This window comes from Aggregatibacter actinomycetemcomitans DSM 8324 (assembly GCF_000372365.1).
Classification (GTDB): domain Bacteria; phylum Pseudomonadota; class Gammaproteobacteria; order Enterobacterales; family Pasteurellaceae; genus Aggregatibacter; species Aggregatibacter actinomycetemcomitans.
The window spans coordinates 1-25,717 of the sequence record NZ_AQUU01000011.1 but is presented as its reverse complement, the minus strand read 5'-3'; the positions used below and the strand labels follow the sequence as shown (position 1 = coordinate 25,717).

At 41.4% G+C, this 25,717-nt stretch carries 24 protein-coding genes and 3 pseudogenes; 21 read left to right on the top strand and 6 right to left on the bottom strand.

Going from position 1 to position 25,717, the window contains the following annotated elements; all coding sequences use genetic code 11:
* The first annotated feature begins 165 nt into the window (after window positions 1–165).
* From hslV to A3CS_RS0107260, 5 genes are all read left to right on the top strand, one after another.
* Window positions 166–693 carry an ATP-dependent protease subunit HslV gene (gene hslV / locus A3CS_RS0107280; protein WP_005548189.1) on the top strand — a complete coding sequence of 176 codons (528 nt, stop codon included), beginning with the start codon at window positions 166–168 and terminating at the stop codon, window positions 691–693.
* A 20-nt stretch (window positions 694–713) separates the two neighbouring features.
* Window positions 714–2,045, top strand: a complete 1,332-nt coding sequence (gene hslU, locus A3CS_RS0107275) for an HslU--HslV peptidase ATPase subunit (protein WP_005538655.1) — start codon at window positions 714–716, stop codon at window positions 2,043–2,045.
* A 65-nt stretch (window positions 2,046–2,110) separates the two neighbouring features.
* Entirely contained in the window at window positions 2,111–3,694 is a 1,584-nt protein-coding gene (gene nikA, locus A3CS_RS0107270; protein ID WP_019518366.1) for a nickel ABC transporter substrate-binding protein, read from the top strand.
* 98 nt (window positions 3,695–3,792) lie between these two features.
* Complete coding sequence (locus A3CS_RS0107265; RefSeq protein ID WP_032996149.1) at window positions 3,793–4,536, top strand: MlaA family lipoprotein; 744 nt, start codon at window positions 3,793–3,795, stop codon at window positions 4,534–4,536.
* 17 nt (window positions 4,537–4,553) lie between these two features.
* Window positions 4,554–5,048 carry a YfbU family protein gene (locus tag A3CS_RS0107260; protein ID WP_005548195.1) on the top strand — a complete coding sequence of 165 codons (495 nt, stop codon included), beginning with the start codon at window positions 4,554–4,556 and terminating at the stop codon, window positions 5,046–5,048.
* An 84-nt stretch (window positions 5,049–5,132) separates the two neighbouring features.
* Here A3CS_RS0107260 and A3CS_RS0107255 read toward each other — a convergent pair whose 3' ends face one another.
* Entirely contained in the window at window positions 5,133–5,816 is a 684-nt protein-coding gene (locus A3CS_RS0107255; RefSeq protein ID WP_005567036.1) for a 2,3-diphosphoglycerate-dependent phosphoglycerate mutase, read from the bottom strand.
* Between the two features lie 305 nt (window positions 5,817–6,121).
* On the opposite strand from A3CS_RS0107255, the gene A3CS_RS0107250 reads away from it, so the two are divergent.
* The 3 genes from A3CS_RS0107250 to A3CS_RS0107240 all read left to right on the top strand — a co-directional run bounded on the left by A3CS_RS0107250 (window position 6,122) and on the right by A3CS_RS0107240 (window position 10,072).
* The gene (locus tag A3CS_RS0107250) at window positions 6,122–7,780 is read left to right on the top strand and encodes a phospho-sugar mutase (RefSeq protein ID WP_019518365.1); all 1,659 of its coding nucleotides are present in this window, start codon (window positions 6,122–6,124) and stop codon (window positions 7,778–7,780) included.
* 208 nt (window positions 7,781–7,988) lie between these two features.
* Complete coding sequence (gene envC, locus A3CS_RS0107245; RefSeq protein ID WP_026161188.1) at window positions 7,989–9,248, top strand: murein hydrolase activator EnvC; 1,260 nt, start codon at window positions 7,989–7,991, stop codon at window positions 9,246–9,248.
* A 5-nt stretch (window positions 9,249–9,253) separates the two neighbouring features.
* Window positions 9,254–10,072 (top strand): divergent polysaccharide deacetylase family protein, encoded by an 819-nt coding sequence (locus A3CS_RS0107240; protein WP_005548203.1) that lies wholly within the window; start codon window positions 9,254–9,256, stop codon window positions 10,070–10,072.
* 11 nt (window positions 10,073–10,083) lie between these two features.
* Here A3CS_RS0107240 and A3CS_RS01000000111020 read toward each other — a convergent pair.
* A pseudogene (locus A3CS_RS01000000111020) lies at window positions 10,084–10,761 on the bottom strand (ATP-binding protein); the annotation flags it as partial.
* Window positions 10,762–10,923: 162 nt separating this feature from the next.
* Between A3CS_RS01000000111020 and A3CS_RS0107230 the strand changes: the two are divergent.
* From A3CS_RS0107230 to A3CS_RS0107205, 6 genes are all read left to right on the top strand, one after another.
* Window positions 10,924–11,586, top strand: coding sequence for a heteromeric transposase endonuclease subunit TnsA (locus tag A3CS_RS0107230; protein ID WP_005559213.1), 663 nt, complete (start codon window positions 10,924–10,926; stop codon window positions 11,584–11,586).
* The gene (locus A3CS_RS0107225; RefSeq protein WP_019518362.1) at window positions 11,579–13,498 is read left to right on the top strand and encodes a Mu transposase C-terminal domain-containing protein; all 1,920 of its coding nucleotides are present in this window, start codon (window positions 11,579–11,581) and stop codon (window positions 13,496–13,498) included. Before A3CS_RS0107230 ends, A3CS_RS0107225 begins: the two co-directional genes overlap by 8 nt.
* Window positions 13,498–14,391, top strand: a complete 894-nt coding sequence (locus tag A3CS_RS0107220) for a TniB family NTP-binding protein (RefSeq protein WP_005541478.1) — start codon at window positions 13,498–13,500, stop codon at window positions 14,389–14,391. Before A3CS_RS0107225 ends, A3CS_RS0107220 begins: the two co-directional genes overlap by 1 nt.
* Window positions 14,349–15,467, top strand: a complete 1,119-nt coding sequence (locus A3CS_RS0107215) for a TniQ family protein (protein ID WP_005548211.1) — start codon at window positions 14,349–14,351, stop codon at window positions 15,465–15,467. The genes A3CS_RS0107220 and A3CS_RS0107215 overlap by 43 nt, the downstream gene beginning before the upstream one ends.
* Window positions 15,428–16,879 (top strand): hypothetical protein, encoded by a 1,452-nt coding sequence (locus A3CS_RS0107210; RefSeq protein WP_005567030.1) that lies wholly within the window; start codon window positions 15,428–15,430, stop codon window positions 16,877–16,879. The genes A3CS_RS0107215 and A3CS_RS0107210 overlap by 40 nt, the downstream gene beginning before the upstream one ends.
* A gap of 123 nt (window positions 16,880–17,002) precedes the next feature.
* Window positions 17,003–17,221 (top strand): hypothetical protein, encoded by a 219-nt coding sequence (locus A3CS_RS0107205; protein WP_019518360.1) that lies wholly within the window; start codon window positions 17,003–17,005, stop codon window positions 17,219–17,221.
* 135 nt (window positions 17,222–17,356) lie between these two features.
* On the opposite strand, the gene A3CS_RS0107200 is transcribed toward A3CS_RS0107205, so the two are convergent.
* Window positions 17,357–17,665: a helix-turn-helix domain-containing protein gene (locus tag A3CS_RS0107200; RefSeq protein WP_019518359.1), complete on the bottom strand. Its 309-nt coding sequence runs from the start codon at window positions 17,663–17,665 to the stop codon at window positions 17,357–17,359.
* Window positions 17,666–17,706: 41 nt separating this feature from the next.
* Here A3CS_RS0107200 and A3CS_RS0107195 point away from each other — a divergent pair, with 41 nt between their 5' ends.
* The 3 genes and pseudogenes from A3CS_RS0107195 to A3CS_RS01000000111015 all read left to right on the top strand — a co-directional run bounded on the left by A3CS_RS0107195 (window position 17,707) and on the right by A3CS_RS01000000111015 (window position 20,924).
* A complete protein-coding gene (locus A3CS_RS0107195; protein WP_005559219.1) occupies window positions 17,707–19,287 on the top strand; it encodes a recombinase family protein in 1,581 nt (526 codons plus the stop codon).
* Complete coding sequence (locus tag A3CS_RS0107190; RefSeq protein WP_005571821.1) at window positions 19,229–20,077, top strand: plasmid partitioning protein RepB C-terminal domain-containing protein; 849 nt, start codon at window positions 19,229–19,231, stop codon at window positions 20,075–20,077. Before A3CS_RS0107195 ends, A3CS_RS0107190 begins: the two co-directional genes overlap by 59 nt.
* Window positions 20,070–20,924: pseudogene (locus A3CS_RS01000000111015) on the top strand (ParB/RepB/Spo0J family partition protein). Before A3CS_RS0107190 ends, A3CS_RS01000000111015 begins: the two are co-directional and overlap by 8 nt.
* 118 nt (window positions 20,925–21,042) lie before the next feature.
* Here the strand turns inward: A3CS_RS01000000111015 and A3CS_RS01000000111010 are convergent.
* From A3CS_RS01000000111010 to A3CS_RS01000000111005, 3 genes and pseudogenes are all read right to left on the bottom strand, one after another.
* Window positions 21,043–21,327, bottom strand: coding sequence for a hypothetical protein (locus A3CS_RS01000000111010; RefSeq protein WP_019518356.1), 285 nt, complete (start codon window positions 21,325–21,327; stop codon window positions 21,043–21,045).
* A 418-nt stretch (window positions 21,328–21,745) separates the two neighbouring features.
* A complete protein-coding gene (locus A3CS_RS0107170; RefSeq protein WP_005559226.1) occupies window positions 21,746–22,261 on the bottom strand; it encodes an Imm15 family immunity protein in 516 nt (171 codons plus the stop codon).
* Window positions 22,262–22,264: 3 nt separating this feature from the next.
* Window positions 22,265–22,798, bottom strand: a pseudogene (locus tag A3CS_RS01000000111005) (type VI secretion system tip protein TssI/VgrG); the annotation flags it as partial.
* 23 nt (window positions 22,799–22,821) lie between these two features.
* Here A3CS_RS01000000111005 and A3CS_RS0107160 point away from each other — a divergent pair.
* From A3CS_RS0107160 to A3CS_RS1000000111885, 4 genes are all read left to right on the top strand, one after another.
* A complete protein-coding gene (locus A3CS_RS0107160) occupies window positions 22,822–23,055 on the top strand; it encodes a TrbC/VirB2 family protein (protein WP_019518353.1) in 234 nt (77 codons plus the stop codon).
* A 12-nt stretch (window positions 23,056–23,067) separates the two neighbouring features.
* A complete protein-coding gene (locus A3CS_RS0107155; RefSeq protein WP_019518352.1) occupies window positions 23,068–24,789 on the top strand; it encodes a VirB4 family type IV secretion/conjugal transfer ATPase in 1,722 nt (573 codons plus the stop codon).
* Between the two features lie 10 nt (window positions 24,790–24,799).
* Window positions 24,800–25,528 carry a type IV secretion system protein gene (locus A3CS_RS0107150; protein WP_019518190.1) on the top strand — a complete coding sequence of 243 codons (729 nt, stop codon included), beginning with the start codon at window positions 24,800–24,802 and terminating at the stop codon, window positions 25,526–25,528.
* Window positions 25,529–25,541: 13 nt separating this feature from the next.
* On the top strand, window positions 25,542–25,717 hold a 176-nt coding region (locus tag A3CS_RS1000000111885), incomplete at its 3' end, for an EexN family lipoprotein (protein ID WP_019518191.1).

Here is a 25,717-nt window from a genome sequence, read left to right as displayed (position 1 = left end):
TATTCCATTGTGCAATTTAAGCAATCGTTTGCTATGTAAAATTCTGATCATGGTCACACTTTGTCGGGATAATTGGCGGAGAAATAATCAGTGATCTTTTCTCTTGAATTCTGCGAATTCACCACAATATAGCCCACATCTTTTCTTAGTAAAAAAGGACAAATGATGACAACGATTGTAAGTGTACGTCGCAACGGTAAAGTGGTTGTCGGCGGGGATGGACAGGTTTCTCTGGGCAATACAGTGATGAAGGGTAACGCGCGCAAGGTGCGTCGTTTGTATAACGGTAAAGTGTTGGCGGGATTTGCTGGCGGCACGGCGGATGCCTTTACGCTATTTGAATTATTTGAACGTAAACTGGAAATGCACCAAGGGCACTTGCTGAAAAGTGCGGTGGAATTGGCGAAAGATTGGCGCACCGACCGCGCATTGCGGAAGTTGGAAGCCATGCTGATTGTGGCAGATGAAAAAGAAAGTCTGATTATCACCGGTATCGGCGATGTGGTGCAGCCAGAAACAGATCAAATCCTTGCCATCGGTTCCGGCGGTAACTACGCTTTATCCGCCGCTCGTGCGTTGGTGGAAAACACCGATTTATCTGCCCGTGAAATTGTGGAGAAATCATTGAAAATTGCCGGTGAGATTTGCGTGTTCACCAACACTAATTTCACCATTGAAGAATTACCGAATTAAGAAATCATAAGGAATAAACTATGTCTGAGATGACTCCGCGTGAAATAGTCTCTGAATTAGATCAACATATTATCGGGCAAAGTGAAGCGAAAAGAGCGGTGGCAATTGCATTGCGCAATCGCTGGCGCAGAATGCAGTTGCAGGAGCCGATGCGTTATGAAGTGACACCGAAAAATATTTTAATGATTGGTCCGACCGGGGTGGGAAAAACCGAAATCGCCCGTCGCTTGGCAAAGTTAGCCAATGCACCGTTCATTAAAGTGGAAGCCACCAAATTTACCGAAGTAGGCTATGTGGGGAAAGAAGTGGATTCCATTATCCGCGACTTAACCGACAGCGCTATGAAACTGGTGCGTCAGACGGAAATTGAAAAAAATCGCGTGAAAGCGGAAGAAGCGGCGGAAGAACGTATTTTAGACGCCTTATTGCCGGCGGCGAAAAACCAATGGGGCGAAATGGAAAACCGCGATGTACAAAACAATACCCGTCAGATTTTCCGTAAGAAATTACGTGAAGGTGAGCTTGATGATAAAGAAGTGGAGATTGATGTCGCCGGTGTGCCGATGGGCGTGGAAATTATGGCACCTCCGGGCATGGAAGACATGACCAGCCAGCTGCAATCCATGTTCCAGAATCTGTCCAGCGGGCAAACCAAAAAACGCAAAATGAAAATTAAGGATGCGTTAAAAACTTTAGTTGATGACGAGGCGGCGAAATTGGTGAATCCGGAAGAGCTGAAACAAAAAGCTATTGATGCGGTGGAACAAAACGGTATCGTGTTTATTGATGAAATTGATAAAATCTGTAAAAAAGGCGAATATAGCGGGGCGGATGTGTCCCGTGAAGGCGTGCAGCGCGACTTGCTACCACTGGTGGAAGGTTCTACCGTTAACACCAAGCACGGCATGGTGAAAACCGATCATATTCTGTTTATTGCCTCCGGCGCATTCCAAGTGGCGCGCCCGTCCGATTTGATCCCGGAATTACAGGGGCGTTTGCCGATTCGCGTGGAATTGTCGGCACTCACCGCTGGTGATTTTGAGCGCATTCTAGCCGAACCGAATGCCTCTTTAACGGAGCAATACAAAGCCTTGATGGCGACGGAAGGCGTGAACATTGAATTCACCCAAGATGCCATTAAGAAAATCGCCGAGGCGGCATTCCGCGTGAATGAGAAAACCGAGAACATCGGCGCCCGCCGGTTGCATACGGTGATGGAACGTTTGATGGATAAAATTTCCTTCAACGCCAGCGATATGGACGGACAAACTGTCAGCATTGACGCGGCGTATGTCAGCGAAGCGCTCGGCGATGTCATCGAGAACGAAGATTTAAGCCGCTTTATTCTTTAATCTTTCTCTTTTGATTTTAGGCATGATAGTTGTATCATGCCTTTTGTTTATAGATGGAGAGATTCATGAAAAAAATAACTTTAATTCTGACCGCACTTTTCACCGCCTTGCCAAGCTGGGCGAATATGCAAAACAACGAATTGGATTACGCCAGCACGAAAGATATTCGTGATATTAATCCGCATTTGTATAGCGGTGAAATGGCAGCGCAGAATATGGTGTTTGAACCCTTGGTGCTGAATACGGAATTCGGTCCACAGCCGTATTTGGCGGAAAGTTGGAGTATCTCGCCGGATGGCAAAACCTATATTTTCAAATTACGCAAAGATGTCAAATTCAGCGACGGCGAACCATTCAATGCGCAGGCGGTGAAGCTGAACATCGATGCCGTACTGGATAATTATACCCGTCATGCATGGTTGGAGCTGGTGCAACAAATCGACAGCGTGCGCGTTATTGACGATTACACCATTGAACTGAAACTCAAAAACGCCTATTACCCGACCCTCACCGAACTGAGCTTAACCCGCCCGTTTCGTTTTATTTCACCGAAATCGTTCATTGACGGCAAAACCAAAGATGGCGTGAAAGAATACGCCGGCACCGGTCCTTGGATGTTGGTGGCGCATGAAGAAAATCAATACGCCCGTTTTACCGTAAACCCGCACTATTGGGGCAAAAAGCCACAATTAAATGCCGTAGTGTGGAATGTCATATCTGATCGCCAAGCCATGTTGGCGGCATTGGAAAACGGCGATATTCAGTTAATTTTCGGTTCCGACGGCGACATGGTTAACATGGATGCCTTTGATAAGCTGAAATCCTCTAAAACGCTTTCCACTCTGTTAAGCGAACCCACCGCCACCCGTTTCATCATACTAAACAGCGGACGGGAAATTACCGGCGAATTGCCGGTGCGTGAAGCGTTGGAACACGCCGTCAACAAGCAAGGTATTGCGCAAACGGTGTTTGCCAATTCGGAAAGTGTAGCGCAGACGCTGATGTCAAAAAATGTCCCTTACAGTGATGTGGAAGTGAAAACCTTCGATTACGATATAGCTAAAGCCCGCCAACTATTAGATTTTGCAGGCTGGAAATTGCCGGCAGGGAAATCCGTGCGAGAAAAGCAAGATAAAGTCTTGTCCTTGCTGTTTTCTTATAACGCCGATAATGCGGCGGAAAAAGAAATTGCCGAACTTATCCAGACGGATTTAAAAAACATCGGTGTGGATTTACGCATTGTTGGCGAAGAAAAAACGGCATATCTGGAACGGCAAAAAACCGGCGACTTTGATGTGCAATATTCCCTTTCCTGGGGCAAGCCTTATGAACCCGCGTCTTACATTTCTTCTTTCCGCAGCCCCGCCCATGCCGATTATCAGGCACAAAAAGGGCTGAAAAACAAACCGGAAATAAACCTAATTATCGGCGAATTATTGATCACGCCCGACGAAACGCTACGCAAGAAACTTTATGTGAATTTATGGAGAACGCTGGCGGATCAGGCGGTTTATCTGCCGTTGACTTATGCCCGCACCAAAGCAGTGTTCGCCAATGAATTAAAAGGCGTGGGGTTTAATCAGTCGCAATATGAAATCCCTTTTGAGCGAATGTATTTTTCGTCCGCACAAGCCCCCGTGAACAAATAATCGGGCGGCATAAAGTGCGGTCTGTTTTCCAAAAATTTTTGTAGTTAACAGGCAAGTTGTTTACAATGAAGCCATTTTTAATTAAACAGAGTGTCATTATGAAAACACAGAAACTTTTAGCCGCCTTATTGCTTGGTTCCGTCGTGCTGGCCGGCTGTTCATCCACCATCGATCCGGAAACCGGTGAACGCAAAGATGCGTTAGAAGGGTTTAACCGTAAAATGTGGGATTTCAACTATAATGTTGCCGATCCCTATGTGTTAAAGCCACTTGCCAAAGGCTGGAAAGAATATGTGCCAAGCCCGGTGCGCACCGGTGTGATTAATGTAGCGGATAATCTGGATGAACCGGCAAGTTTCGCCAACCGTTTGGTGCAGGGTGAATTCAAGCAAGCGCTGATTCACTTCAACCGTTTCTGGATTAATACGATTTTCGGTTTGGGCGGTTTAATTGACGTGGCAAGTTATAGCGATCCGCTGAAAAAACAAGGCGATAACCGTTTCGGCGATACCTTGGGCAGCTACGGCGTCGGCACCGGACCTTATGTGATGTTACCGTTATACGGACCGGCAACGCCACGCCAAGACATCGGCAACCTGGCGGATACCACTTACCCGATGCTTTCCCTGCTTGGTCCTTGGGGCTTTTTAAAAGCGGGTCTGCAAAGTATTGATACACGTGCTAAACTGATAGACAAAGAAGCCTTATTGGATCAGGCACAAGATCCGTATGTCGCTTTTCGTGAGGCTTATTTCCAAAATTTAGACCAGCGTATTAATGAGAGCAAAGGAAAACAAGCAGATTCAGAGTTATCACAAGATATACTCAATCAAATCAATTAATAAATGGGAGAATGATTATGGAAATGTCAACTACTCAACGTTTGATTTTAGCTAATCAATATAAGTTAATGAGCCTACTCGATTGTGATAATGCCGCTAAATATCAACGTTTGGAAACCATTGTAAAAGGCGGCTTTGCTTTAGAATTAAACACTTTGGAAAATGATTTCACCAACATTTCGGAACGCGAATGTCAAATAGTGTTAGATACTTTGGAAATGTATAAAGCACTTCAAATTTCTTACAACAATTTAGAGAACAAATCCGAATTAAGCGAACATCGTTTACAGTTCGTCGGTTATTGCGCCATTCGTGAGAAGAAATACCTAAGCTACCTGCGTTTCATCACCGGCGTAGAAGGGAAATATCAGGAATTTATGCGTTGCGAACACGGCTGCGATTCCCAAACCCCTATGTGGGACAAATATTCCCGTATGCTCGAAGTCTGGCGCGCTTGTCCGCATGAATATCATTTAAGCATGGTGGAAATTCAAAATATTCTGAATGCTTAAATCGGGTTTAAAAAACACCGAAAAAAACAACCGCACTTTACCCTCATAAAGTGCGGTTGTTTTCTATGGCGAATTTATATCTGATTACAAATAGAATTTCTCAACCACTTTCAGATTATCATCTAATTTGTAAACCAACGGCTGACCGGTCGGGATTTCTAAATCCATAATGTCTGCGTCGGAAATGCCTTCAATGTGTTTTGCCAATGCACGTAAAGAGTTACCGTGAGCAACCACTAAAACGCGCTTACCGCTTAAGAGGGCAAGGGCGATTTGGTCATCCCAGAACGGAAGCACGCGCGCTAACGTGACTTTCAGGTTCTCGCCGTCCGGAATCACATCATCCGGTAAATGGGCGTAGCGACGGTCGTTGTGAGCGGAATTTGGATCTTTCGGATCAAGTAATGGTGGTAATGTGTCGTAGGAACGGCGCCAGATGTGAACTTGTTCGTCACCATATTTTTCGGCGGTGGCTTTTTTGTCTAAGCCTTGTAATTCGCCGTAGTGACGTTCGTTTAAGCGCCAGTTTTTCACTTGCGGGATCCATAATTGGTGGGATTCTTCCAAGACGATGTTACAGGTTTTAATGGCACGGGTCAGGACGGAAGTGAAGGCGATGTCGAATTCAAAACCGGCGTCTAATAACTTTTTTCCTGCCGCTTTGGCTTCTTCCACACCACGTTCGGTTAAATTCACATCACGCCAACCGGTAAATAAGTTTTTTGCATTCCATTCACTGAAGCCGTGACGAATAAAAACTAATTCCATAATAAGTCTCCTAAGATTAATTGAAAAAACTGCGTCAGTTATAGCAAAAAAACGCTTTTTTTGAAAGGAAAAACGCCGAAAATTTTTACCGCACTTTAGGCGTCAAAAGAGTGATTAATTTGATTTTTTTATCGGATTTTGACGTAATAAAATTTGTATGAAAACCATGTAATCGATTGCCTTACGTCGAATCTGTGAAATAGATCAAAGTGTCGCAAATTAATCGGAAATAATCATTTTACTTTTCGTGGTTTTTCGATAGGCTAGGGGAAGATTTGTACATTGACTTTAGGGAAGGAGAGAGTATGTCAGTACTTTTTGATACCGCACAAAATTGGTTAAACCAAGATCCGGATGTGGAAACACACGCAGAATTGACCGCACTTTTAAGTGCTGCGAAAGGCGGTGATGCTAAGGCACAAGCCGAACTCGCCGAACGCTTTAGCGGGCGCTTACAATTCGGCACCGCAGGTTTACGTGGTCGCCTGCAAGCAGGTTCCATGGGCATGAACCGCGTGTTGGTGGCGCAAGCCGCCGGAGGTTTGGCATTATTCTTAAAAGAATACGACAAGCAACCTTCGATCGTGATTGGTTATGACGGACGTAAAAATTCCTATGTATTTGCGCGTGATACCGCCGAAATCATGGCAGGCGCGGGCATTAAAGCCTATTTATTACCGCGCAAATTGCCAACGCCGGTGTTGGCCTATGCCATTCAATATTTCGACACCACCGCCGGCGTGATGGTCACCGCCAGCCATAACCCGCCGGAAGATAACGGTTATAAAGTGTATTTAGGCAAAGCCAACGGCGGTGGACAAATCGTTTCCCCGGCAGATAAACAAATCGCCGCACTTATTGATAAAGTCGCTGCCGGCAGTATTAAGGATTTACCGCGCAGTCAGGATTATGCGGTGTTAGACGACACCGTGGTGGATGCCTATATCGCCAAAACCGCTTCACTTGCCAAAGAACCGCAAACGGATATTAACTATGTTTATACCGCGATGCACGGTGTGGGTTATGAAGTGTTGAGCAAAACCTTGACAAAAGCGGGTTTGCCTCAACCGCATATTGTCGCCGAACAAGTGTGGCCGGACGGCACATTTCCGACTGTTAATTTCCCGAATCCGGAAGAAAAAGGTGCATTGGATTTGGCAATTAAGGTGGCGAAAGAAAACAACGCCGAATTTATTATCGCCAATGACCCCGACGCCGACCGTTTAGCCGTGGCAATCCCTGACGCCGAAGGCAACTGGAAACCGCTGCACGGCAACGTAGTAGGTTGTTTCCTTGGCTGGTATTTGGCGAAACAATATCAAGCTCAAGGCAAAAAAGGCGTATTGGCGTGTTCTCTCGTGTCTTCGCCGGCGTTGGCGGAAATCGCTAAGCGCTATGGTTTCGGATCGGAAGAAACCCTCACCGGCTTCAAATATATCGGCAAAGTACAGGGCTTATTATTTGGCTTTGAAGAAGCCCTTGGCTACTTGGTTGACCCGGATAAAGTGCGCGACAAAGACGGTATCTCCGCCGCCATTGTGTTCTTGGATTTAGTGCGCCATCTGAAAAAACAAGGCAAGACTTTGGCGGATTATGCGGCAGAATTCACCAGTGAATTCGGTGCGTATGTGAGCGGGCAAATTTCCATTCGCGTCAGTGATCTTTCCGAAATCGGCAAATTAATGACCGCACTTCGCAACAATCCGCCAAGCCAAATCGGTGGTTTCAATGTGGCGCAATTTATCGACCACACCAAAACCGACCGCCAAAGTGACATTCTGGTCTTTGTACTTGAAAACGGCAGCCGTTTAATTGCCCGTCCGTCCGGTACCGAACCGAAAATCAAGTTCTACCTCGACGCCCGCGGCACTGACCCGAAAAATGCCGACCAAGTCCTAGCCGACTTCGACGCCGCCGTCCGCGCTATTTTGCGCCAAGAGGCTTATGGGAAACAGGATTGTTGATTTTCCCCATTAACTAAAAATGAAAAACGGTATTCTTTGAGGAATACCGTTTTCTTTTAAATAAGCAGGCGCGTATTTCGGAGTGCACGGGCAGCTCAGTCAACGGGAATTTGAGGCAAAGTGCGGTCGGTTTTTCAAACGTTTTTGTGGGATAATCTGCCTTATTAATGGTATATTTAGCGCGGTTTATGAAAAGGGAAGGCAGGTTATGTGGCAATTATATGAGATAAAACGTAGGAGGAAATTCCTTGTGGGCAGAGTACGTATAAAAACACTTGGAATTTTCACCGCACTTTTATGTGCCGCGCCTTCCGTTTTTGCCGCGCAGCAGGATTTGTCGAAAATCCACCAGCAGATTAAGCAACAGGAACAAAAAATTGCTTCGCAGAAAGCCGAGCAACAAAAGTTGCAATCCACTCTGAAAACACAAGAAAACCAAATCAATAACGTGATCGGGCAGTTGCGTCAAACGGAATCGGATTTGAAAGCAATCCGTAAAAATATTAGCGATACCGATAAGCAAATCAAGCAATTACAAAAGCAGGAAAAAGAACAAAAAGCGAAACTGGCGAAGCAGTTGGATGCTGCTTATCGTTCCGGCGTCAATCCTTCCGTGGCGGAGCGGATATTGTCCGATAAGGGGCAAAATGCGGAGCGTATGAAAGCGTATTACGCCCATTTGAATCGGGCGCGCATGAAGCTCATTGCAGAGTTACAGGATACCCGGGCGCAGTTGGAGAAACAAAAAGAAGCTATCGCCGAGCAACAGAAAACCCAACAATCGCAGCTTGCGGATCAGAAAAAGCAACAGCAGGCATTGCAGAAAGTTCAGCAGGAGCGCCAATCGACTTTGAGTCAGCTCAATCATAATCTGACCCGTGACGAAAGCAAGCTGGAAGCACTGAAAGCCAATGAAAACGCTTTGCGTCAGGAAATTCAACGGGCGGAACAGGCGGTGAAACAACAAGAGCAACGTGAGCGCGAAGCGTTGGCGCAAAAACAACGGGCGGAGGAGACCAAAACCCATAAACCGTACAAGCCGACGGAGCAGGAAAAACGTTTGTTAAGCAGCACGTCGGGCTTAGGCGCACCGCAGAAACAATATGGTTTTCCGGTGGCGGGCAAAGTTGTCAACCGCTTTGGTTCGACCCAAATGGGCGAACTCCGCTGGAAAGGCATCGTCATTGCCGCCGGCAGCGGCACGCCGGTAAAAGCCATTGCCGACGGGCGGGTGATTTTAGCCAACTGGTTGCAGGGCTATGGCTTGATGGTGATTGTGAAACATGGCGACAGCGATTTAAGTTTGTATGGGTATAATCAATCCCTGGCGGTGAAAGAAGGGCAGTTGGTGAAAGCCGGACAAAAAATCGGCGAAGTGGGGAGCAGTGGCGGGCAGTCAAAAACTGCACTGTATTTTGAAATTCGTCGCAAGGGCGTTGCGGTCAATCCGGTAGGTTGGTTACGATGAAATTGATGAGCGTAAAAACGCTGATTTTTCTTACCGCACTTCTATGGTTGCCGGTTGCTTATTCTGCCAAACTTGCCATTGTGATTGATGATTTGGGCTATCACCCGAAAGAAGATGCACAAATTCTTGCTTTGCCGAAAGCGGTTTCCGTAGCAATTATTCCCGCTGCGCCTTATGCCAAACAGCGCAACCAACAGGCACACCAGCAGGGGCGCGACATTTTGATTCACATGCCTATGGAAACTGTCAGCAAAATGAAAATTGAAGGCGGCGGTTTGCATTTAGGCATGAACCAGGAGGAAGTGAATCATCGTGTACAAACGGCAAAAAAGATTGTATCTCACGCCATTGGTATGAATAACCACATGGGTAGCGCCGCCACGGCGGATGTGCCGTTAATGACCAAATTAATGACCGCACTTCGAGAGCGTCATTTATTTTTTCTGGACAGCCGTACCATCGGGCGCAGTGTGGCGGGTAAAATTGCCAAAGCGCAGGGCGTGCTGGCGTTGGATAGACATATTTTTTTAGATGACAGCAATGATCTCGCCGACGTGCAACGTCAGTTTCGCGCCGCCGTACAATACGCGCAAAAGCACGGCACTGCCATTGCTATCGGGCATCCGCGTAAGAATACCATTGCCGTCTTGCAAGCCGGCATTATAAACCTGCCGTCGGATGTGCAGTTGGTCTCTATGGGCAGTTTATGGCGTAATGAAAAGGTTATTCCGCCGAAACCGTTTATTTTCTTATTTAGTGAAGCCGCTGCACCGACTTCCGTCCCACCTTATGAAAATGTGCCCTTACTGCGTGGTGTGCCTTAAAATTTTGCGCATTACGCCGAGTTTTTCGCCAATTTTTGCAACAACCTGTCCATTGCCCGATAACCCAGAGCTTCGGCCAGATGGCGCTGGTTGATGTGTTGTTCTCCATCTAAATCGGCAATGGTGCGGGACACTTTCAGTATGCGGTGGTACGCTCGTACGGAAAGCCCCAGTTTAGTCAGGGCATTTTCCAGGAACTGTGCGTCTTTGTCGGTTAGTTTGCAGTCCCGTTCGATTTTTTTGCTATTTAAATGGGCATTAATTTTGCCGGCGCGCTGAAGTTGAATGGCACGGGTTTTCAGGACTTTTTCTCGCACCGTTGCGCTGGATTCGCCACGATCGCCGCTATTTTGTAAGCTGCCTTGTGGTAATAAGGGCACTTCAATGGATAAATCGAAGCGATCTAAAAAAGGGCCGGATAACCGATTCAGATAACGCATAACTTGTTGTGGTGAGGTGCGATTATGCGTGCCTTGATAATGCCCTGTCGGGCTGGGATTCATCGCGGCAATCAGTTGAAATTTTGCCGGAAATTGAATCTTGGCGTTGGCGCGGGAAATAATAATTTCGCCACTTTCCAATGGTTGACGCAGCGCGTCCAGCACTTTGCGTTCAAATTCGGGCAAATCATCTAAGAAAAGCACGCCATTGTGAGCGAGGGAAATTTCGCCCGGTTTGGGGATCGTGCCGCTGTCAAAGTTACAAATAAGTGGCATAATCGGCAAAACTTAGAACGATAGAATAAGGCTTTAGCCTATTTTTTTACCCTTAGAAGATACTATTTAATGGCACAAAAGCTACAAATAGCTGTCAAAATATATTAAAAGATACCAATAAAGGTCAAATTATTCATGAAAACAGAACCCATTTTCCAACAGGTTCGTAAGATCAAACCAACACGCCTTAGCGTATCAGGTTTACTCCCTTTTAAAGATGGAGTAAGCATTCCTTACGAATCTACGCTTGAGCGAGATCTCTTGCTTTATTTTACTTATATGCCTGCGGTAGAGGAAATCATTTCTCAACCTGTTCGCATTCTGTTTGTGAAAAATAGAATGACTTATCCTTACACGCCTGATTTCTTTATTCGCTTCAATGATGGACGACCATCGCTTTTGATTGAAGTAAAACCGAAATCAAAATGGCAGGAACATTGGCGTGATTGGAAAGAAAAATGGAAAGCGGCAATGGCATTCAGCAAAAAGAACAAGTGCATCTTCCATATTTATGATGAAGATAGAATTCGTCACCTTGCGTTATTCAACATTAACGCGGTTCAACGTTACAAACGATTACAGTGCGATCCTGAAGATATTGGAGCGATACTTACTCAAGTTAAGTTACACGGTGGTACCACGATAGATTTTCTGCTCTCTCGCCTTTTTACAGGTTCACTTTATCGAACCAAAGGGTTACAGATTATATATCACTTATTAGCAACCAAGCAGCTTACTTGCAACTGGTTTGAACCATTATCTGAATTTACCGAAGTTTGGGGGTATTCAAATGACTAAAGGATTTATTCATCCTCGCTATCACGGTCGATTAGAGCGTGGTCGTCTCATTTTGCAAAAAGGCAACGTTTATGTAAATCGTGAAGATGGCGAACAATATGAACTGATTGAGTATTTAGATGAAGATGCACAAGTGATGATCCGAAATCTTCATACTCGCCAAAGTAAAATTTCCAGTATTCATCAGCTTGAGAATTTAAAAGTGAATGAACGCGAAGATGTTTCTGTTGATTTAATCGCAATCAGCGATGAATACTGGGAAAAAGCGTTAGAAAAATACGAAATGATTAAGCCGTTGCTTAATTATGAACAACATTGCCCTGCTTCTGTAAAAGAACGAGCAAAAGAAGTTGGAGTGAGTGATCGAAGTTTATATCGTTGGATTCAAGCTTACAACTCTCTCGGCTCTATCGCTGGTTTAGTCAGTCGTAAGCGTGGCTGGGCGGAAGGTAATTCGCGTTTAAGCAAAGAACAAGATGAGTTGGTGACAGCGGTTATCAATGAGTTTTATCTACATAAACAACGCCCAACGATTGAGCAGACGATCCGTGAAGTGCAGCGTGTCGCCAGTCAAAAAGGGCTTGATAGCCCAAGCCGTCGCACAATCCGACAACGTATTTTGCGTATTTCAGAAGAAGAAAGATTGCGTAAACGCGGGCAGAAAGAGAAAGCGAAAAATAAATTTACGCCGAAGCCAAACAGTTTCCCTAACGTAGATTTTCCTTTAAGTGTTATTCAAATCGACCATACGCCTGTTGATTTAATTATTGTAGATAACCAGTATCGTAAGCCGATTGGCAGACCTTACCTAACGTTGGCAATGGATGTATATAGCCGAATGATTACTGGGTACTATCTATCACTTGATGCACCGTCGGTAACATCGGTTGCAATGTGTATTGCTCGCAGCATTTTGCCGAAAGAACGCCTATTACTAGATCATAATGTAAAAGGTGAATGGGCGGTATTCGGTTATCCGAATAAAATCCACGTGGATAATGGAGCAGACTTCCGTTCATTGGATTTATCCAAATCTTGTGAGGCACACGGTATTGCCCTTGAGTTCCGCCCTGTTGGTCGTCCTGAATTTGGCGGACACATTGAGCGTGTAATCGGTACGTTTATGAAAGAAGTTCACGGTTTGAGTGGTACAACATTCTCAAATACGAAAGAGAAAGATACCTATCAATCGGAAGCAGAAGCGGTAATGACCTTAGATGAATTTGAAACGTGGCTGATTAACTATATTGTAAACGTGTATCACAAACGCACCCACTCTGCGCTAGGTATGTCGCCTGTTCAAAAATGGCGATTGGGGATTTTTGGTGATAAAGATCATGTCGGTTGTGGTTATCCGCAAATGCCTGTTGATGAACAAACGTTATTACTCGATTTCTTACCAAGCGAAAAACGAACTATTCAGCATAATGGCGTAACGATTGATGGTTTACGTTACTACGATGTGGCACTCAATATGTACATCAATGATTCCGATGAAAACGGTAAGAGCAAGGAATTTTTATTCCGTCGAGATCCTCGTAATATCGGCAAGATTTGGTTCTATGATCCGAAGTTGAAACATTATTTCCCGATTCCGTTTGCCGACCAGTCTTTACCTGATATGAGCATTTGGGAATACAAACAAGTTCGTCATTTCTTGAAAGATAAAGATGAAAAACTCATTCACTCGCAGCAGATCCACGATGCATTAACTGAAATGCGTGAATTGGTTGAACAGTCTGCACAGCGGACGAAGAAAGCTCGGAGACAGGCTCAACGGCAGAAAGTCCACGCGAAAAGTAAGGTAGTGATCCCAACAAGTTTACCCGAAAGCAAACCAACAGAAACAGTCAAAACACCTGCTTCTAACTTGCTTTTAGATAATGATTTCACGTTTGGAGATATTGAATAATGGAAAAACAATATGAGTATGTTCACGAAAAATTCCGTCATTTAGTGATTGCAAGCAATCAGGAACGGATTGAGTTTTTAGATGAACCACGTTGGGTAGGTTATGCCGTTGCAAATAAGATCATTGATAATTTGGTTTCCTTAATGAATAAGCCGAAACGCCCTCGCATGTTCAATTTGTTGGTAGTCGGTGATTCTAACAATGGTAAAACGACGCTTATTCGACACTTTTATGATTTGTACGGCATACCTTTCGTGGACAGCCAGTCGGACGGTATACGCCCCATTATTTTGGCAGAAGCACCGCCGAGTGCAAATGAAAAAGAGCTTTATATCTCGTTACTGGAGCGTTTTTATGTTCCATATCGACCAACGGATAGCGTAGCTAAATTGCGTTATCAGACGATTCACTTATTCCGTGAGTACAAGGTGAAAATGCTGATTATTGACGAATTCCATTCGTTGCTTGTGGGGACGCCGCGTTTGCAACGCCAAGTGATGAATGCGATTAAGATGCTATGTAATGAGTTGCAGATTCCGATTGTAGGCGTAGGCACAAAAGATGCAATTCGTGTTTTACACACCGATCCGCAACACGCCAGTCGTTTTGATGTAGCAGAGTTGCCAACATGGAAATTAGATAAGGATTTTCAAAAATTACTCTTCCAATTTCAAGGTATTTTGCCATTGAAAAAATGCTCTAATCTACAATCGCCAGAGTTAGCGACAAAAATTCATACGATTTCAGGGGGTAATTTAGGGAATGTACATCGTTTATTAACCGCGTGCGCCATTGAAGCGATTACAACAGGAACAGAGCAAATTACATTAGATATTATCGAGCATAATTCATGGGTACAACCAACGCAGGGCTTACGAAAAATTATCGGATAAAATCAAGGATTATTCGAACACCGCTTTACCTCAATGAAAGCATCAGTTCGTGGCTCATTCGTGCCGCCTTAGATTGTGGTACAGAGCCGATTACATTTACTGGATTTTATTGGGATAAGTGGCGACTATGGATATATGATTTAGATAGAGGGTTTGAACCGATTGCACCGCAGATTTATGAAGATATTAGGGCGTTATCGTTTAATCAACAGGTAAACTTAGTCAACCATTCGCTTTATTCCGTATTGAGACCGATTAATGGCGAAAGCACCCTTATTAAAGGTCAAGCGAAGTGGGTGATTTCAAGAGGTTCGCGTAATCGCACTTTTCGTGTCGGTCAATCTTATTGTCCTTGTTGTTTAGGGGAAACACCTTATTTGCGTAATGAATGGCGTTTTGCGTGGCATTTTGGTTGTTCGAAACATCAAGTTTTACTTGAATCTAAATGCCCTTGTTGTGGCGAACTGTATCAACCTCATTTGCTTTCCGCAGAAAAACGACACTTAAATTACTGTCATCAATGTGGTGAGAAATTACAGGTTGTTACAACACCGCTTAATGAAGTAGAAATTGCAACAATGGAAACACTTAATAACGTATTTATGACTAACTCAGGTGAATGTTTCAGGAAACGTGTGAATGCACAAGTGTACTTTGCTATATTGCGTTACTTCATCAATCTTATTCGGCGTGCTACGGTCGTAAAATCTACTCACGCTTTTGCAAAATTTGTGGAAGAATGTGGTATTTCTCAAGCGGAAATATGCCAAACCAAAACCGCCCTTGCATTTGAGCAGCTTCCTGTTGAAGAGCGCAAGAATCTATTGGTAAACGCGATTAAAATTCTAAAATTACCAAGTAAGGATTTTATTCAAGCTATTCAACAAAGCGGTATAACACAAAAGGCGTTCGACTTTGAAAAGTATCCTATGGAGCTTGATATACTCTTTAAATATGCACCTGAAGGCAAAACTGTAAGCCGTAAAACAGTAACCAATAAACCTAAGACCGATTCTGTTTTAAGTCTAAACCGTCAATGGGAGCGCTTAAAACGACGGCTAAAAATCACAGCATGAAAATCACCAAGATCCGTTCTCAAAAGAGAAATAGTTGCTCTATTTGTGGCAAAGCTCAAGTAACACGCAAGTTCCAAAAAGAATATTATTGCGCGAATTGCTACGCACAATGGTTTAAACAAAAAACTTGTAAGCGATGCGGACAACTCAAACGTATTCACCGTGATGGCAAACTTTGTCTTGAATGCGAAAAATTAACGGATTGTGTACGCTGTGGTAAAGAAGCTGGTACATTTGAAATCGGTATGATAAGTCGTTACGGTGCGGTATGTTGTTCTTGCACTCGTTATTTTCGAGAGGAAATAGAATGCTCAGAATGTGGTAAAATGACACGCGATAGATACCGTTCACCCGTGACGAATGAATCGGTCTGTTTGCAGTGCTATCGTCGATATACTTTTGCAACTTGTAAGAATTGTCGTCGTTATCGTAAGGTTCATAACCAAGAGAAACAGTTGTGCAAGAAATGTGACGAACAGTTACTTTCAACTTGCCCGAAATGCAAAGGTGAAATGCCATCAGGCTATGGCAATGTTTGCCCCGATTGTGCAAGACGAACCCTGTTATTCAAAATGATTCGGTTGAATATTCATATCTTTCGCAATAAAGCAATAAAAACCGCCTATAAGAAATTCATTTTCTGGTATATGCGAAAGTGTGGTATCGGCGTTGCTTTGCGTAAAGGCTCAGATTTTATGCGCTTCTTCATTGATTGTGATGATATTTGGCAGAAAATTCCTGATTATGCGGAATTGGTAACACACTTTAAACCAAATGGGTTACGTGCCAATTTAACTGTATTACGCTGGTTGCTTGATACGAATCAAGTTGCCGTTGATAAAACGCTAAAAGATGATTTAGCGGAATTAGAACGCATACAGGCTCTTTTTAACAAACTTAAAGAATCTATACCTTGTATCGCAAGCTATTATCAGAAATTACAACGGCGATGTGATGAGGGTAAAACCTCACTTAAATCAGTACGATTAGCCTTGCAGCCTGCGATAGACTTAATCAGTACTAACGAGATTACGGACTACCCAACACAAGACCAACTAAACCAGTATCTTGTGGAAAAATCAGGTCAAACGGCAGCTATAACAGGCTTTATCAATCATTTAAAATCGGAGTACCACCGAGAGCTTGAAATCGACCGTAAACTGATTCAGCAAATTAGAGCTAAACAGCTTAAAAAACATTGTTCTCAGCGATTAATTGAACTCTATAAACAAGCTTATTTAACTGAAAAAGAACAAATGGAGCTAGTTTCCGTTGTGTTATATAGTTTACACAACATTACAATTAAAACGCCAAAACGAAAGAACATCATCAAAATTGATCAAGTTGCCTATTATCGTTACGAAAATAGGGATTATTTTTTACCACAGGACATTTATAAGCATATAACCTAGAGTTTTTGACTTGAAAAATATCATTTTTGCGATCTGAATCACAAAATTACTTCCTAAACCTATATAGAGAGAAAATTACCGATAAGCTAATCTCTATTATTAGCACATAAATAGAGGTTTATTATGCAAAAATTACAGTTATCGCTTAAAGAACAGTTCAGATTATGGCTTGAAACAGAGCAGGAAATAGATGAAATACTAGCTATAGTAAAGATACCTTGTATTTTATCTAAGTTAGATAGTAACTTGGCTGTTGTGTGTGGGAATAGGCTAGAAAAACGTTACTTATATAAATGGATTAAGTATTTTCGTATAGACCGTGTAATTGGAAACGTTTTTTAAGATCTGCTAAATTATTATATTATTATTTTTAATTTCTAATTGAAAAGGCTTTTTCAAGGTTGTTTAAATTTTTAGTTTCTGTTTTAGAATGAAATAAGTGACTTTATTTTGATAGGGAACTCTCGTTCCCTACTTCTATAGCTTATTTAATAAATTCGAAATAATTAGTTTCATCATATCTATATCAATATATTGCTTTCCTGAACCAGATATTTGCCAAACATATTTTCGAATATGTGCAGAGAGATACATTAATTTTATAAGGTAAATACCGTTGGGGAACCTTTCATTTCTTAACCACGCTTTTACTGTTCTTTCGCATACACCTAATTTCTTCGATAACTCAAGTGTTGACCAGAACTGTTCATGCATTTCTTGCCGAAGTTCGATGATAAAATCTTCTCTGAAATTTTTGGGTAAAATCTTACCCGTTGTGTGCAACATAAGGTTCTCCTTTTCCGTTATAGTGACTGTGGAGGTGAAATATGGAATATAAAAATCTTGCTGTTGCTTATATCCGTATGTCTACGGAGCATCAGGAATTTTCACCGGATATACAACGTCGCTTCATTCAAAAATATGCTAAGGAACAAGGGCTTATACTCACTAGGGAATACCTAGATGAGGGAAGGAGTGGATTAAGCGCAGAAAAACGTCCTCAGTTTTTATCACTCATTAATTTTGTACAATCCGGTAATGCTGATTTTTCACATATTCTTGTTTATGACATTAGCCGATGGGGGCGCTTTCTAAATATTGATGAATCTGCACATTATGAACAAATTTGTTCAAAAATGGGGATTAAAGTGCATTACTGTGCAGAACCTTTTAAGGGAAACGACATTGGTTCTCAAATTTTTAAAGCGGTAAAACGTTGGTCTGCCGGAGAATACTGTCGTGAGCTAGGTGAAAAAGTTTTTAATGGGCAGAAGAATTTGATTGAGCGCGGATTTCGTCAAGGTGGACCAGCTGGATTTGGGTTAAGACGCCTATTATTAAGTGCTGATGGTTCGCCAAAATTTGAACTAAAAACGGGTGACAGGAAGAGTTTGCAGTCGGATCGTGTCATTCTTATTGCGGGTCCTGAATTTGAACAGAAAATTATTTTACAAATCTATCACGATTTTATTTACAGACATAAAACGGAACGACAAATTGCAGATAGTTTAAATGCCCAAGGTATTTTAACAGATAGAAATACACGGTGGACTAAAGGTGTAGTCCATCAGATTCTAATTAATGAAAAATATGTAGGGCACAATGTTTGGAATAAATCTTGTACATCAAAGACGGGGAAGTTACGTGGTAAAAATCCAGAGTCTCAATGGGTAAGAGTTGAAAATGCTTTTGAAGCAATTATCCCACAACCCTTATTTAATGCAGCACAAGCCATTATTCACCAACGCTCAATAAAACTGACTGATGAGGAGATGTTGGACAAACTTCGAACATTGCTGAAAGTAAAGGGAAAGTTATCTGGTTTAATTATTGATGAAGCAGAAGATTGTCCATCAAGTAGCGCATATAGTAGTCGATTCGGTAGTCTGATCCGAACTTACGCAATGATTCACTATGAACCGGAGCGTGATTACCACTATGTTGAAATTAATCGATTAATGCGTCAACAATATAAGAAAATAGTTCAACAGGTACTTAATGAAATTATTGCATTAGGTGGACGTGTATCTATCGCTCCTAATGATCTTCTAAAAATCAATGAAGAATTTACCGCCTCTCTGGTTGTAAGCCCTTGCCGACCAACTACAAGGGGTAATAAACGCTGGATGATTCGTTTTGATACCGGGCTTGAACCTGATTTAACTATTGCAGTTCGTCTTGACGAAGATGCAGAAAACATTATTGATTATTATTTATTTCCAATGAAGGGGAGAGAAAGTAATAAATTGAGATTGGCGGAAAGCAACCCGGCTGAACTTGATATTTATCGATTTTCTAACTTGGATCGTTTCTTCATTATGGTAGAACGTATCTTATTAGGAGTTCATTATGGATATTCAAACTATTCCGATAGAAGATATTCGGATTATCAATCCAAGAACGCGTAATCGAAAAATCTTCGCAGATCTTGTAGAAAATATTGCGTCTGTTGGTTTAAAACGACCAATTACAGTCTCAAAGACGTCTGATGGTTATAACTTACTATGTGGTCAGGGGCGTTTAGAAGCCTGCAAACATCTGGGCGAAAAAGTTATTCCCTGTCGAGTTATTGAAGTGAGTCAAGAAGAAAGTTATCTCATTAGTCTGGCAGAAAATATTGCAAGGCGCAAACATACTAATATGGAATTACTTTCTGGAATTCGTATTTTAAGTGAACGTGGGTATCGAACATCTGACATAGCAAGGAAAGTTGGCTTTGATACGACTTATATAAGCGGAATTATTCATCTTCTTAAGGTAGGTGAAGAAAGATTGATTAATGGCGTAGAAAAAGGTTACTTGCCTATTACTGTGGCTATCTCTATTGCACGAGCGGATGATAAGGAGACTCAGAAACAACTTACGGAATTATATGAAAACGGTACATTAAAGCAGTCAGATATTACGAAAATTCGTAATATTATGCATCGTCGGAAATTAATAGGTAAAAGAGCAAATACTGCTATAAAAAACTCAGTTTATAGCCAGAAAAGTATCATAAATATTTATAAAGAGGAGACTGACCGACAACAGAGAATGATTAAGCAAGCTGAGTTCGATGAAAGCCAATTATTTGTCTTAATTTCCTGTCTTAAAAAGTTATTTAATGATAAGGTTTTTCTGCTTCTCCTGAAATCTGAAAAACTTAATGATATACCAAAAGATTTGAGTGAGCGTTTAAGGGGGAACTATGCCTAAAAATATTACTTACGCTTTTCATAATGAATTAGTGATGTTACCACTCGATGTTATTATTTCTTCTCACCCTATAGATAATAAACTTGAGAAAAGTGTTAAGTTTCAGAGTATTTTTTCTTCTATTCAGGAAATTGGCATTATTGAGCCACTTGTTGTTTATCCTGACAACGGACAGTACCTATTACTTGATGGACATTCTCGACTTCATGCATTAAAAATGTTAGGTATGACGGAAACATTATGTATGCTTGCTACTGATGATGAAGGTTTCACCTATAACAAGCAAATTAATCGACTTACCGCGATTCAAGAACATAATATGATAATGAAAGCTATTGAGCGTGGTGTATCTGATGAAGCAATTTCAAGAACACTTAATATAGATATAAAAATTCTTCGTCAGAAAATGGCAATGTTGAAAGGGATTACTCAAGAAGTCTCCGAGAAGCTTGCTAATAAACCCGTTGGTAAAGAAATTTTCCGAATTTTACGAAAAATGAAACCAGAACGGCAAATTTAGGTAGCTGATATGATGTTAGCTAGTAATAAATTTACTGTAACGTATGCTAATATGATGTTACTCAGCTCTCGTAAAGAAGAATTGGTTGAATCACACAAGCCTAAAGCTACATCAGAACTTGCTGACATAGCCATTATGCAGAAGGAAATGGAGCGCCTAAAGGAAAACTATAAAATTTCTGAGGAAAAATTAGCTGATCTAAAACTTAGTCTAATTGTAGCCAAAGGCTATGTAAACAGACTTCTTAACAATGTCGTTATCTCAGAATTTCTTGAGAATGATAAGAATGATATTTATCTTGCTCTGAAAGAAGTTTGTGAGAAATAAGGCAGCCATGGTAAAAGAGTCTGTTTTTTACTAGGCCTTTTACTATGGCTGGGATGTACTTTAAAATAGTGATTTATCAACTAGTTGGTGTCTATTGACGTTAACTTATGTTTCTTTTCTAAGAAAAAATACTCTTCAAAAAATTATTAATCTCTGAAGTCGTTAAGTGAGAAATAAATTCAATATCTATATTTTTATCATCCCCCATGATTTGAACAAGTCCTGTAGAATCAAACAACATCATTATCCCACCTCCTGAGTCTTTTAAGCAAGAAAAGTCGTATCCATCTAAAAATACGCCTTCATCGATCAAACAAACCACGATACCTTTATCTAAAGGAGACGAGTTTTTCCAATAAACAAGATCACTAAGAATTATATTTTTATGGGTAGCATGTTTCATGAGAATACCTTTTTAGTTTACAAATGGCTCAACGGGCACCATTGCAGGAGTTCATTGATGTGGTTTTTAATACATACTTTTGTTTAATCCAAAAACATTTACAATTTGGATAAAGCGCTTGATTTGACTCAATTTAAATATATTATGGTGAGAACCATATACTCCATGCTTTGTTTTATCATCAGGAATAACATCAAGAGGACGATATCCTATTGTTTTAGGAGGAACTATTTGTACACTCCATATATTGTAGAAATCTACCATCTATGATCCCTACACAGAATTTGCAGTAATCTGCAAATCAACTTCTTAGCTTAACGGTTTTGAAGATTTTGTTTATCCTGAAGATAAGTGAGTTGATTAACTTAGTAGGAACCTTCGACAACCTAGTTATTAACTTAATTAATAGGAAATAATATTATTCTTTATTTAATAAAAATACTCTAAAGAATTCACCACCAAAACCATCATCAGATTTAGAATAAACAATCTTAAATGTATCGATATATCCAAGTTGTTCTAAGGAATTTTTTAGCCATAACATCTGATCTAAATTTACTTGCGGTTTTTCCTCAAATTTTTCTTTATATTTTGTTTTTGAAATACATATATTTGGTATGTTAAAACCATATAAGTCAGATAATTCTAAATCAGGATATGTTATACAGAAAAAAAGATCTTTCCTTTCTTCCTCACTTAACACCTTTCTCGCCATCAGCTTGATATTATTAAGATAAAACAAAGCCACATTTAAAAAGAAAACATCAAAATCCTTTTTAGAGAAAGTCTCTAGAAAAATATCTTCTCTTCCCTTTTGGGTAATAATTGGTATTTCCTCAAATTCAACAGGATATTTTAAAAAATCTATAATATTCTTTTCTTGATAAGATTTTTCAAGTTTTGCTAATTTATTTAATAATGTTAAGCTCTGCATCTTTTATACTCCTTTCCAGCCGTAACAAAATAGAAAATCTTTATCATCTTTAGAGAATGGTGGCATTCCACGATGTTTATCATGTACCGTTCCATCTACATTAAGTGCTGCATCATTGTAAGCATGGGCATGATATTGGGAGCCAGGAACTGATTCTTCAGGTCTATCAATTCTTTTTATCCCCTTAGGTCCTCTACGATTAATATTAACTATATTTCTAGCCTGAGCTGGTGTTCCAGTCCCCCACTTCTTACAACGTCTTTTGCGTTCTTTTTCACATTTAGACGCTTCAATTTCTGCGGCAGATTGAGCCTGAGCCTTATCATACTCTTCCTTAGCATCCATTATACCTACGCCAATAAGAATGCCCGCCATAGCTGTACCGGCATAGGCTAATCCTTCCAAAATCCAAGGTGCCGCAAGTACTGGTGCAAATAATCCCAGTGGATCGGTTTGATTCTGTACCGCGCCCTCAAACCTATATAGGTTATTCCCTCCGGCAAGCCCAATCGGATCCTGCTGTGTAAAACGCCCAATACACACTTATTCCAGCACTTTTCATGATGGCAACCAATCCCGCTTTTGCCGGTGGTTTACAAAAAACAAAACAGTATTTAAGTCAATTTTCGACTGAAATTCATAGTTTTGCGGGTATTGTCTTTGTATTAGCCGGTTTCTTTGCGGCTTATCAAATGATGTGGAGAGGGCAACCTTTCGAAAGTATAGCAAAAGTGATTTATGGTGCAATTACATTAATTGTTGTTCCCGAAATCGGACTATGGTTATTCCCTTAAAGAAGGTAAAACATGCAAGCCGATTCAGAAAATACAATCAGTGGTGAACCGCTTTTTAAAGGCATGATAACACAGGCCACAATCAGCGGTATTACACAATCTTTTCAGGCTATGCCAAGCAATGTTGCAAAAGAGAAGTTAGACAGACAGCAAAAACGCTTAAATTCCTCAAATGAGGCTGCCATTTCGCAAGTTGATAATTTAACTGTTGCATTGGATGATTTAGCAAGTGGTCGTTTATCCTTTGGTTATTATCATTTTGGCATGATGGTGTACGGTGATTCTATAAAAGATGTTACTGATAAAACCAATGAAATTATTGCGGTATTAAGTAGTTTAGGTTTGATTATTACATTGGCAAATACGGCGTTAAGCGCGTCTTATTTCGGTCAATTCCCGGCAAATTTTGCCTACCGTCCACGCCTGGCAATGTTAAGTTCAAGAAATTATGCGTCGCTAACTTCTTTACATAATTTTGCCTCCGGTAAACGCAACGGGAACCCTTGGGGAGACGCGGTAACGTTACTGAAAACGCCAAACGGTCAACCGTACTATTTTAATTTTCATCAAAGTGCACCCGGTGTTGATGACAGAGGCGAAAAACGGTTGGGGAATACCGCAGTATTCGGGCAAGCAGGTTCCGGTAAAACTATGTTGATGACGTTTCTCATGACACAACTGGATAAATTCAGACATACCTCTACTTTTTTACCAACCTCGGTAAAACGTGAATTGACAATGGTATATCTGGATAAAGATTACGGTGCGGAAGCCTGTATTCGTGCCATGGGCGGAAAATACATGCTGATCCGTAAAGGTGCGCCGACCGGTTTTAATCCGTTTATGTGTGAAAACACGCCGGAAAATCTGTCTTTCCTTTCCACGTTGATGAAAATGTTAGTTACGCGTAAAGGCAGAACGTTGTCATCCCTCGATGAAGAAGAATTATTCAAGGCGGTTAAATCGGTGATGGAATTTGATATGGAATACCGCAGTTATCCGATTTCACGCGTGATTGAACATTTGCCGGAAGGCTCAACTAAAGCCGAAAAAGAAAACTCCCTTGCCCGTCGTTTGAAAAACTGGGCGCAAGGTGGGGAATTCGGTTGGGTATTTGATAATCCTGCCGATACGTTAGATTTTACCGGGCATGCCGTATTTGGCATTGATGGTACGGAGTTTTTAGATGACCAGGATACTTGTAGTCCGCTTTCTTTCTACTTATTACACCGTATCGGAAAATTATTAGATGGTCGTCGTTTGATCATTTTTATGGATGAATTCTGGAAATGGTTAAAAGATGAAGCGTTTTCCGACTTTGCCTATAACAAATTAAAAGTTATTCGGAAAGAAGATGGAATTGTCATACCGATGACCCAAAGTATGGATGAAGTGTTGAAAAGCCCAATTTCCCGCGCGGTAGTTGAGCAATGTGAAACAACCATTTGTTTACCTAACCCGATTGCCCGCAAAGTGGATTATGTGGATGGTTTTGGAATCAGCGAAAAACAATTTGAAATTATCCGTGAATTACAACCGGATTCCCGTACTTTCTTAGTGCGTAAAGGGCTCGAAACTGCTTTAGCTAAGTTAGATTTAAGCGGTTTAGGTCGTGAAAACTTAAAAATTCTGTCAACCAGTAAGGATAACGCAGAAATCCTACATCAAATTATCGATGAAGTTGGCGAAGCCGCTAATGACTGGATTCCTATTTATAAACAACGTTGTGTATAAGGAGAACGTGATGAAAATGTTTAAAAAACTCACTTTAGTTGCCGTTTTGTCTCTGCCGGTATTGGTGCAAGCCGGAATTCCGGTTGTTGATGCCGCAGCTGCCGGTCAACGTCAAATGAGCATGCTTCAAACGGTGCAACAATGGGCAAAAGAGGCTAAACAGTGGACGGATACAGTTTCGCATTATAAAAATGAGCTGAAAGCGTATGCCGACCAATTAGCCTCACAAACCGGTATTCGTGATGTACAAGCCTTTATTGGTGAAGCGCATAGTTTATATGGTGAAATAAATGGCTTAAAATCTGAGTTTACCCCGGTTATTAATTTGGTTTCCGGTGGAAAAGACGCATTAAGCGCGAATGCTAAAAGCCTGTTTGAAAAATACAACCTTTTTGACCGTTGTAAGAATTTACGTCAAGGTGAAATTACTTCCTGTGAAGCAAATATTGTTTCCACTGTGGAAAGCATGAGCTTCTTAGATTCGTTTGAAAGTAACGTCAATAGTAAATTGAAAACTATTGATAAACTCGCTAAACGGATGACAAAATCTCAAGACGTCAAAGAAAGCCAGGACTTAAAAAATGCAATGGACGTGCAGTTGGCCGCATTGCAATCACAAAAAGTCCAGTTGGATTTATTCAACGCACGGCAAACGGAATACCGACGCTTAATGAATGAGCAACAAAAACAGTTAGCGTCTCAACGTCGCTCAAACGTTAAGGGCGTTATATTCAATTAATACGGAGTAAAAGATGAAAAAACTTTTTATCGCATTATTTATATTAACTTTAAGTGCTTGTTCAGAAGAAGTTAAAAGTGTGGAGTATTACAAAGAACATACGACTGAACGTCAAAAAATGTTAGAAGAATGTGAGAAAAAGGCGGAGCCATTAATGGCAAACTCCAATTGTAGTAATGCAAATAAAGC

What these genes read in the sequence shown, in the direction of transcription:
- hslV (WP_005548189.1), top strand. Translation starts at nt 166, where the DNA reads ATGACAACGATTGTAAGTGTACGTCGCAACGGTAAAGTGGTTGTCGGC.
- hslU (WP_005538655.1), top strand. Translation starts at nt 714, where the DNA reads ATGTCTGAGATGACTCCGCGTGAAATAGTCTCTGAATTAGATCAACAT.
- nikA (WP_019518366.1), top strand. Translation starts at nt 2,111, where the DNA reads ATGAAAAAAATAACTTTAATTCTGACCGCACTTTTCACCGCCTTGCCA.
- A3CS_RS0107265 (WP_032996149.1), top strand. Translation starts at nt 3,793, where the DNA reads ATGAAAACACAGAAACTTTTAGCCGCCTTATTGCTTGGTTCCGTCGTG.
- A3CS_RS0107260 (WP_005548195.1), top strand. Translation starts at nt 4,554, where the DNA reads ATGGAAATGTCAACTACTCAACGTTTGATTTTAGCTAATCAATATAAG.
- A3CS_RS0107255 (WP_005567036.1), bottom strand. Translation starts at nt 5,816, where the DNA reads ATGGAATTAGTTTTTATTCGTCACGGCTTCAGTGAATGGAATGCAAAA.
- A3CS_RS0107250 (WP_019518365.1), top strand. Translation starts at nt 6,122, where the DNA reads ATGTCAGTACTTTTTGATACCGCACAAAATTGGTTAAACCAAGATCCG.
- envC (WP_026161188.1), top strand. Translation starts at nt 7,989, where the DNA reads ATGTGGCAATTATATGAGATAAAACGTAGGAGGAAATTCCTTGTGGGC.
- A3CS_RS0107240 (WP_005548203.1), top strand. Translation starts at nt 9,254, where the DNA reads ATGAGCGTAAAAACGCTGATTTTTCTTACCGCACTTCTATGGTTGCCG.
- A3CS_RS0107230 (WP_005559213.1), top strand. Translation starts at nt 10,924, where the DNA reads ATGAAAACAGAACCCATTTTCCAACAGGTTCGTAAGATCAAACCAACA.
- A3CS_RS0107225 (WP_019518362.1), top strand. Translation starts at nt 11,579, where the DNA reads ATGACTAAAGGATTTATTCATCCTCGCTATCACGGTCGATTAGAGCGT.
- A3CS_RS0107220 (WP_005541478.1), top strand. Translation starts at nt 13,498, where the DNA reads ATGGAAAAACAATATGAGTATGTTCACGAAAAATTCCGTCATTTAGTG.
- A3CS_RS0107215 (WP_005548211.1), top strand. Translation starts at nt 14,349, where the DNA reads ATGGGTACAACCAACGCAGGGCTTACGAAAAATTATCGGATAAAATCA.
- A3CS_RS0107210 (WP_005567030.1), top strand. Translation starts at nt 15,428, where the DNA reads ATGGGAGCGCTTAAAACGACGGCTAAAAATCACAGCATGAAAATCACC.
- A3CS_RS0107205 (WP_019518360.1), top strand. Translation starts at nt 17,003, where the DNA reads ATGCAAAAATTACAGTTATCGCTTAAAGAACAGTTCAGATTATGGCTT.
- A3CS_RS0107200 (WP_019518359.1), bottom strand. Translation starts at nt 17,665, where the DNA reads ATGTTGCACACAACGGGTAAGATTTTACCCAAAAATTTCAGAGAAGAT.
- A3CS_RS0107195 (WP_005559219.1), top strand. Translation starts at nt 17,707, where the DNA reads ATGGAATATAAAAATCTTGCTGTTGCTTATATCCGTATGTCTACGGAG.
- A3CS_RS0107190 (WP_005571821.1), top strand. Translation starts at nt 19,229, where the DNA reads ATGGATATTCAAACTATTCCGATAGAAGATATTCGGATTATCAATCCA.
- A3CS_RS01000000111010 (WP_019518356.1), bottom strand. Translation starts at nt 21,327, where the DNA reads ATGAAACATGCTACCCATAAAAATATAATTCTTAGTGATCTTGTTTAT.
- A3CS_RS0107170 (WP_005559226.1), bottom strand. Translation starts at nt 22,261, where the DNA reads ATGCAGAGCTTAACATTATTAAATAAATTAGCAAAACTTGAAAAATCT.
- A3CS_RS0107160 (WP_019518353.1), top strand. Translation starts at nt 22,822, where the DNA reads ATGATGGCAACCAATCCCGCTTTTGCCGGTGGTTTACAAAAAACAAAA.
- A3CS_RS0107155 (WP_019518352.1), top strand. Translation starts at nt 23,068, where the DNA reads ATGCAAGCCGATTCAGAAAATACAATCAGTGGTGAACCGCTTTTTAAA.
- A3CS_RS0107150 (WP_019518190.1), top strand. Translation starts at nt 24,800, where the DNA reads ATGAAAATGTTTAAAAAACTCACTTTAGTTGCCGTTTTGTCTCTGCCG.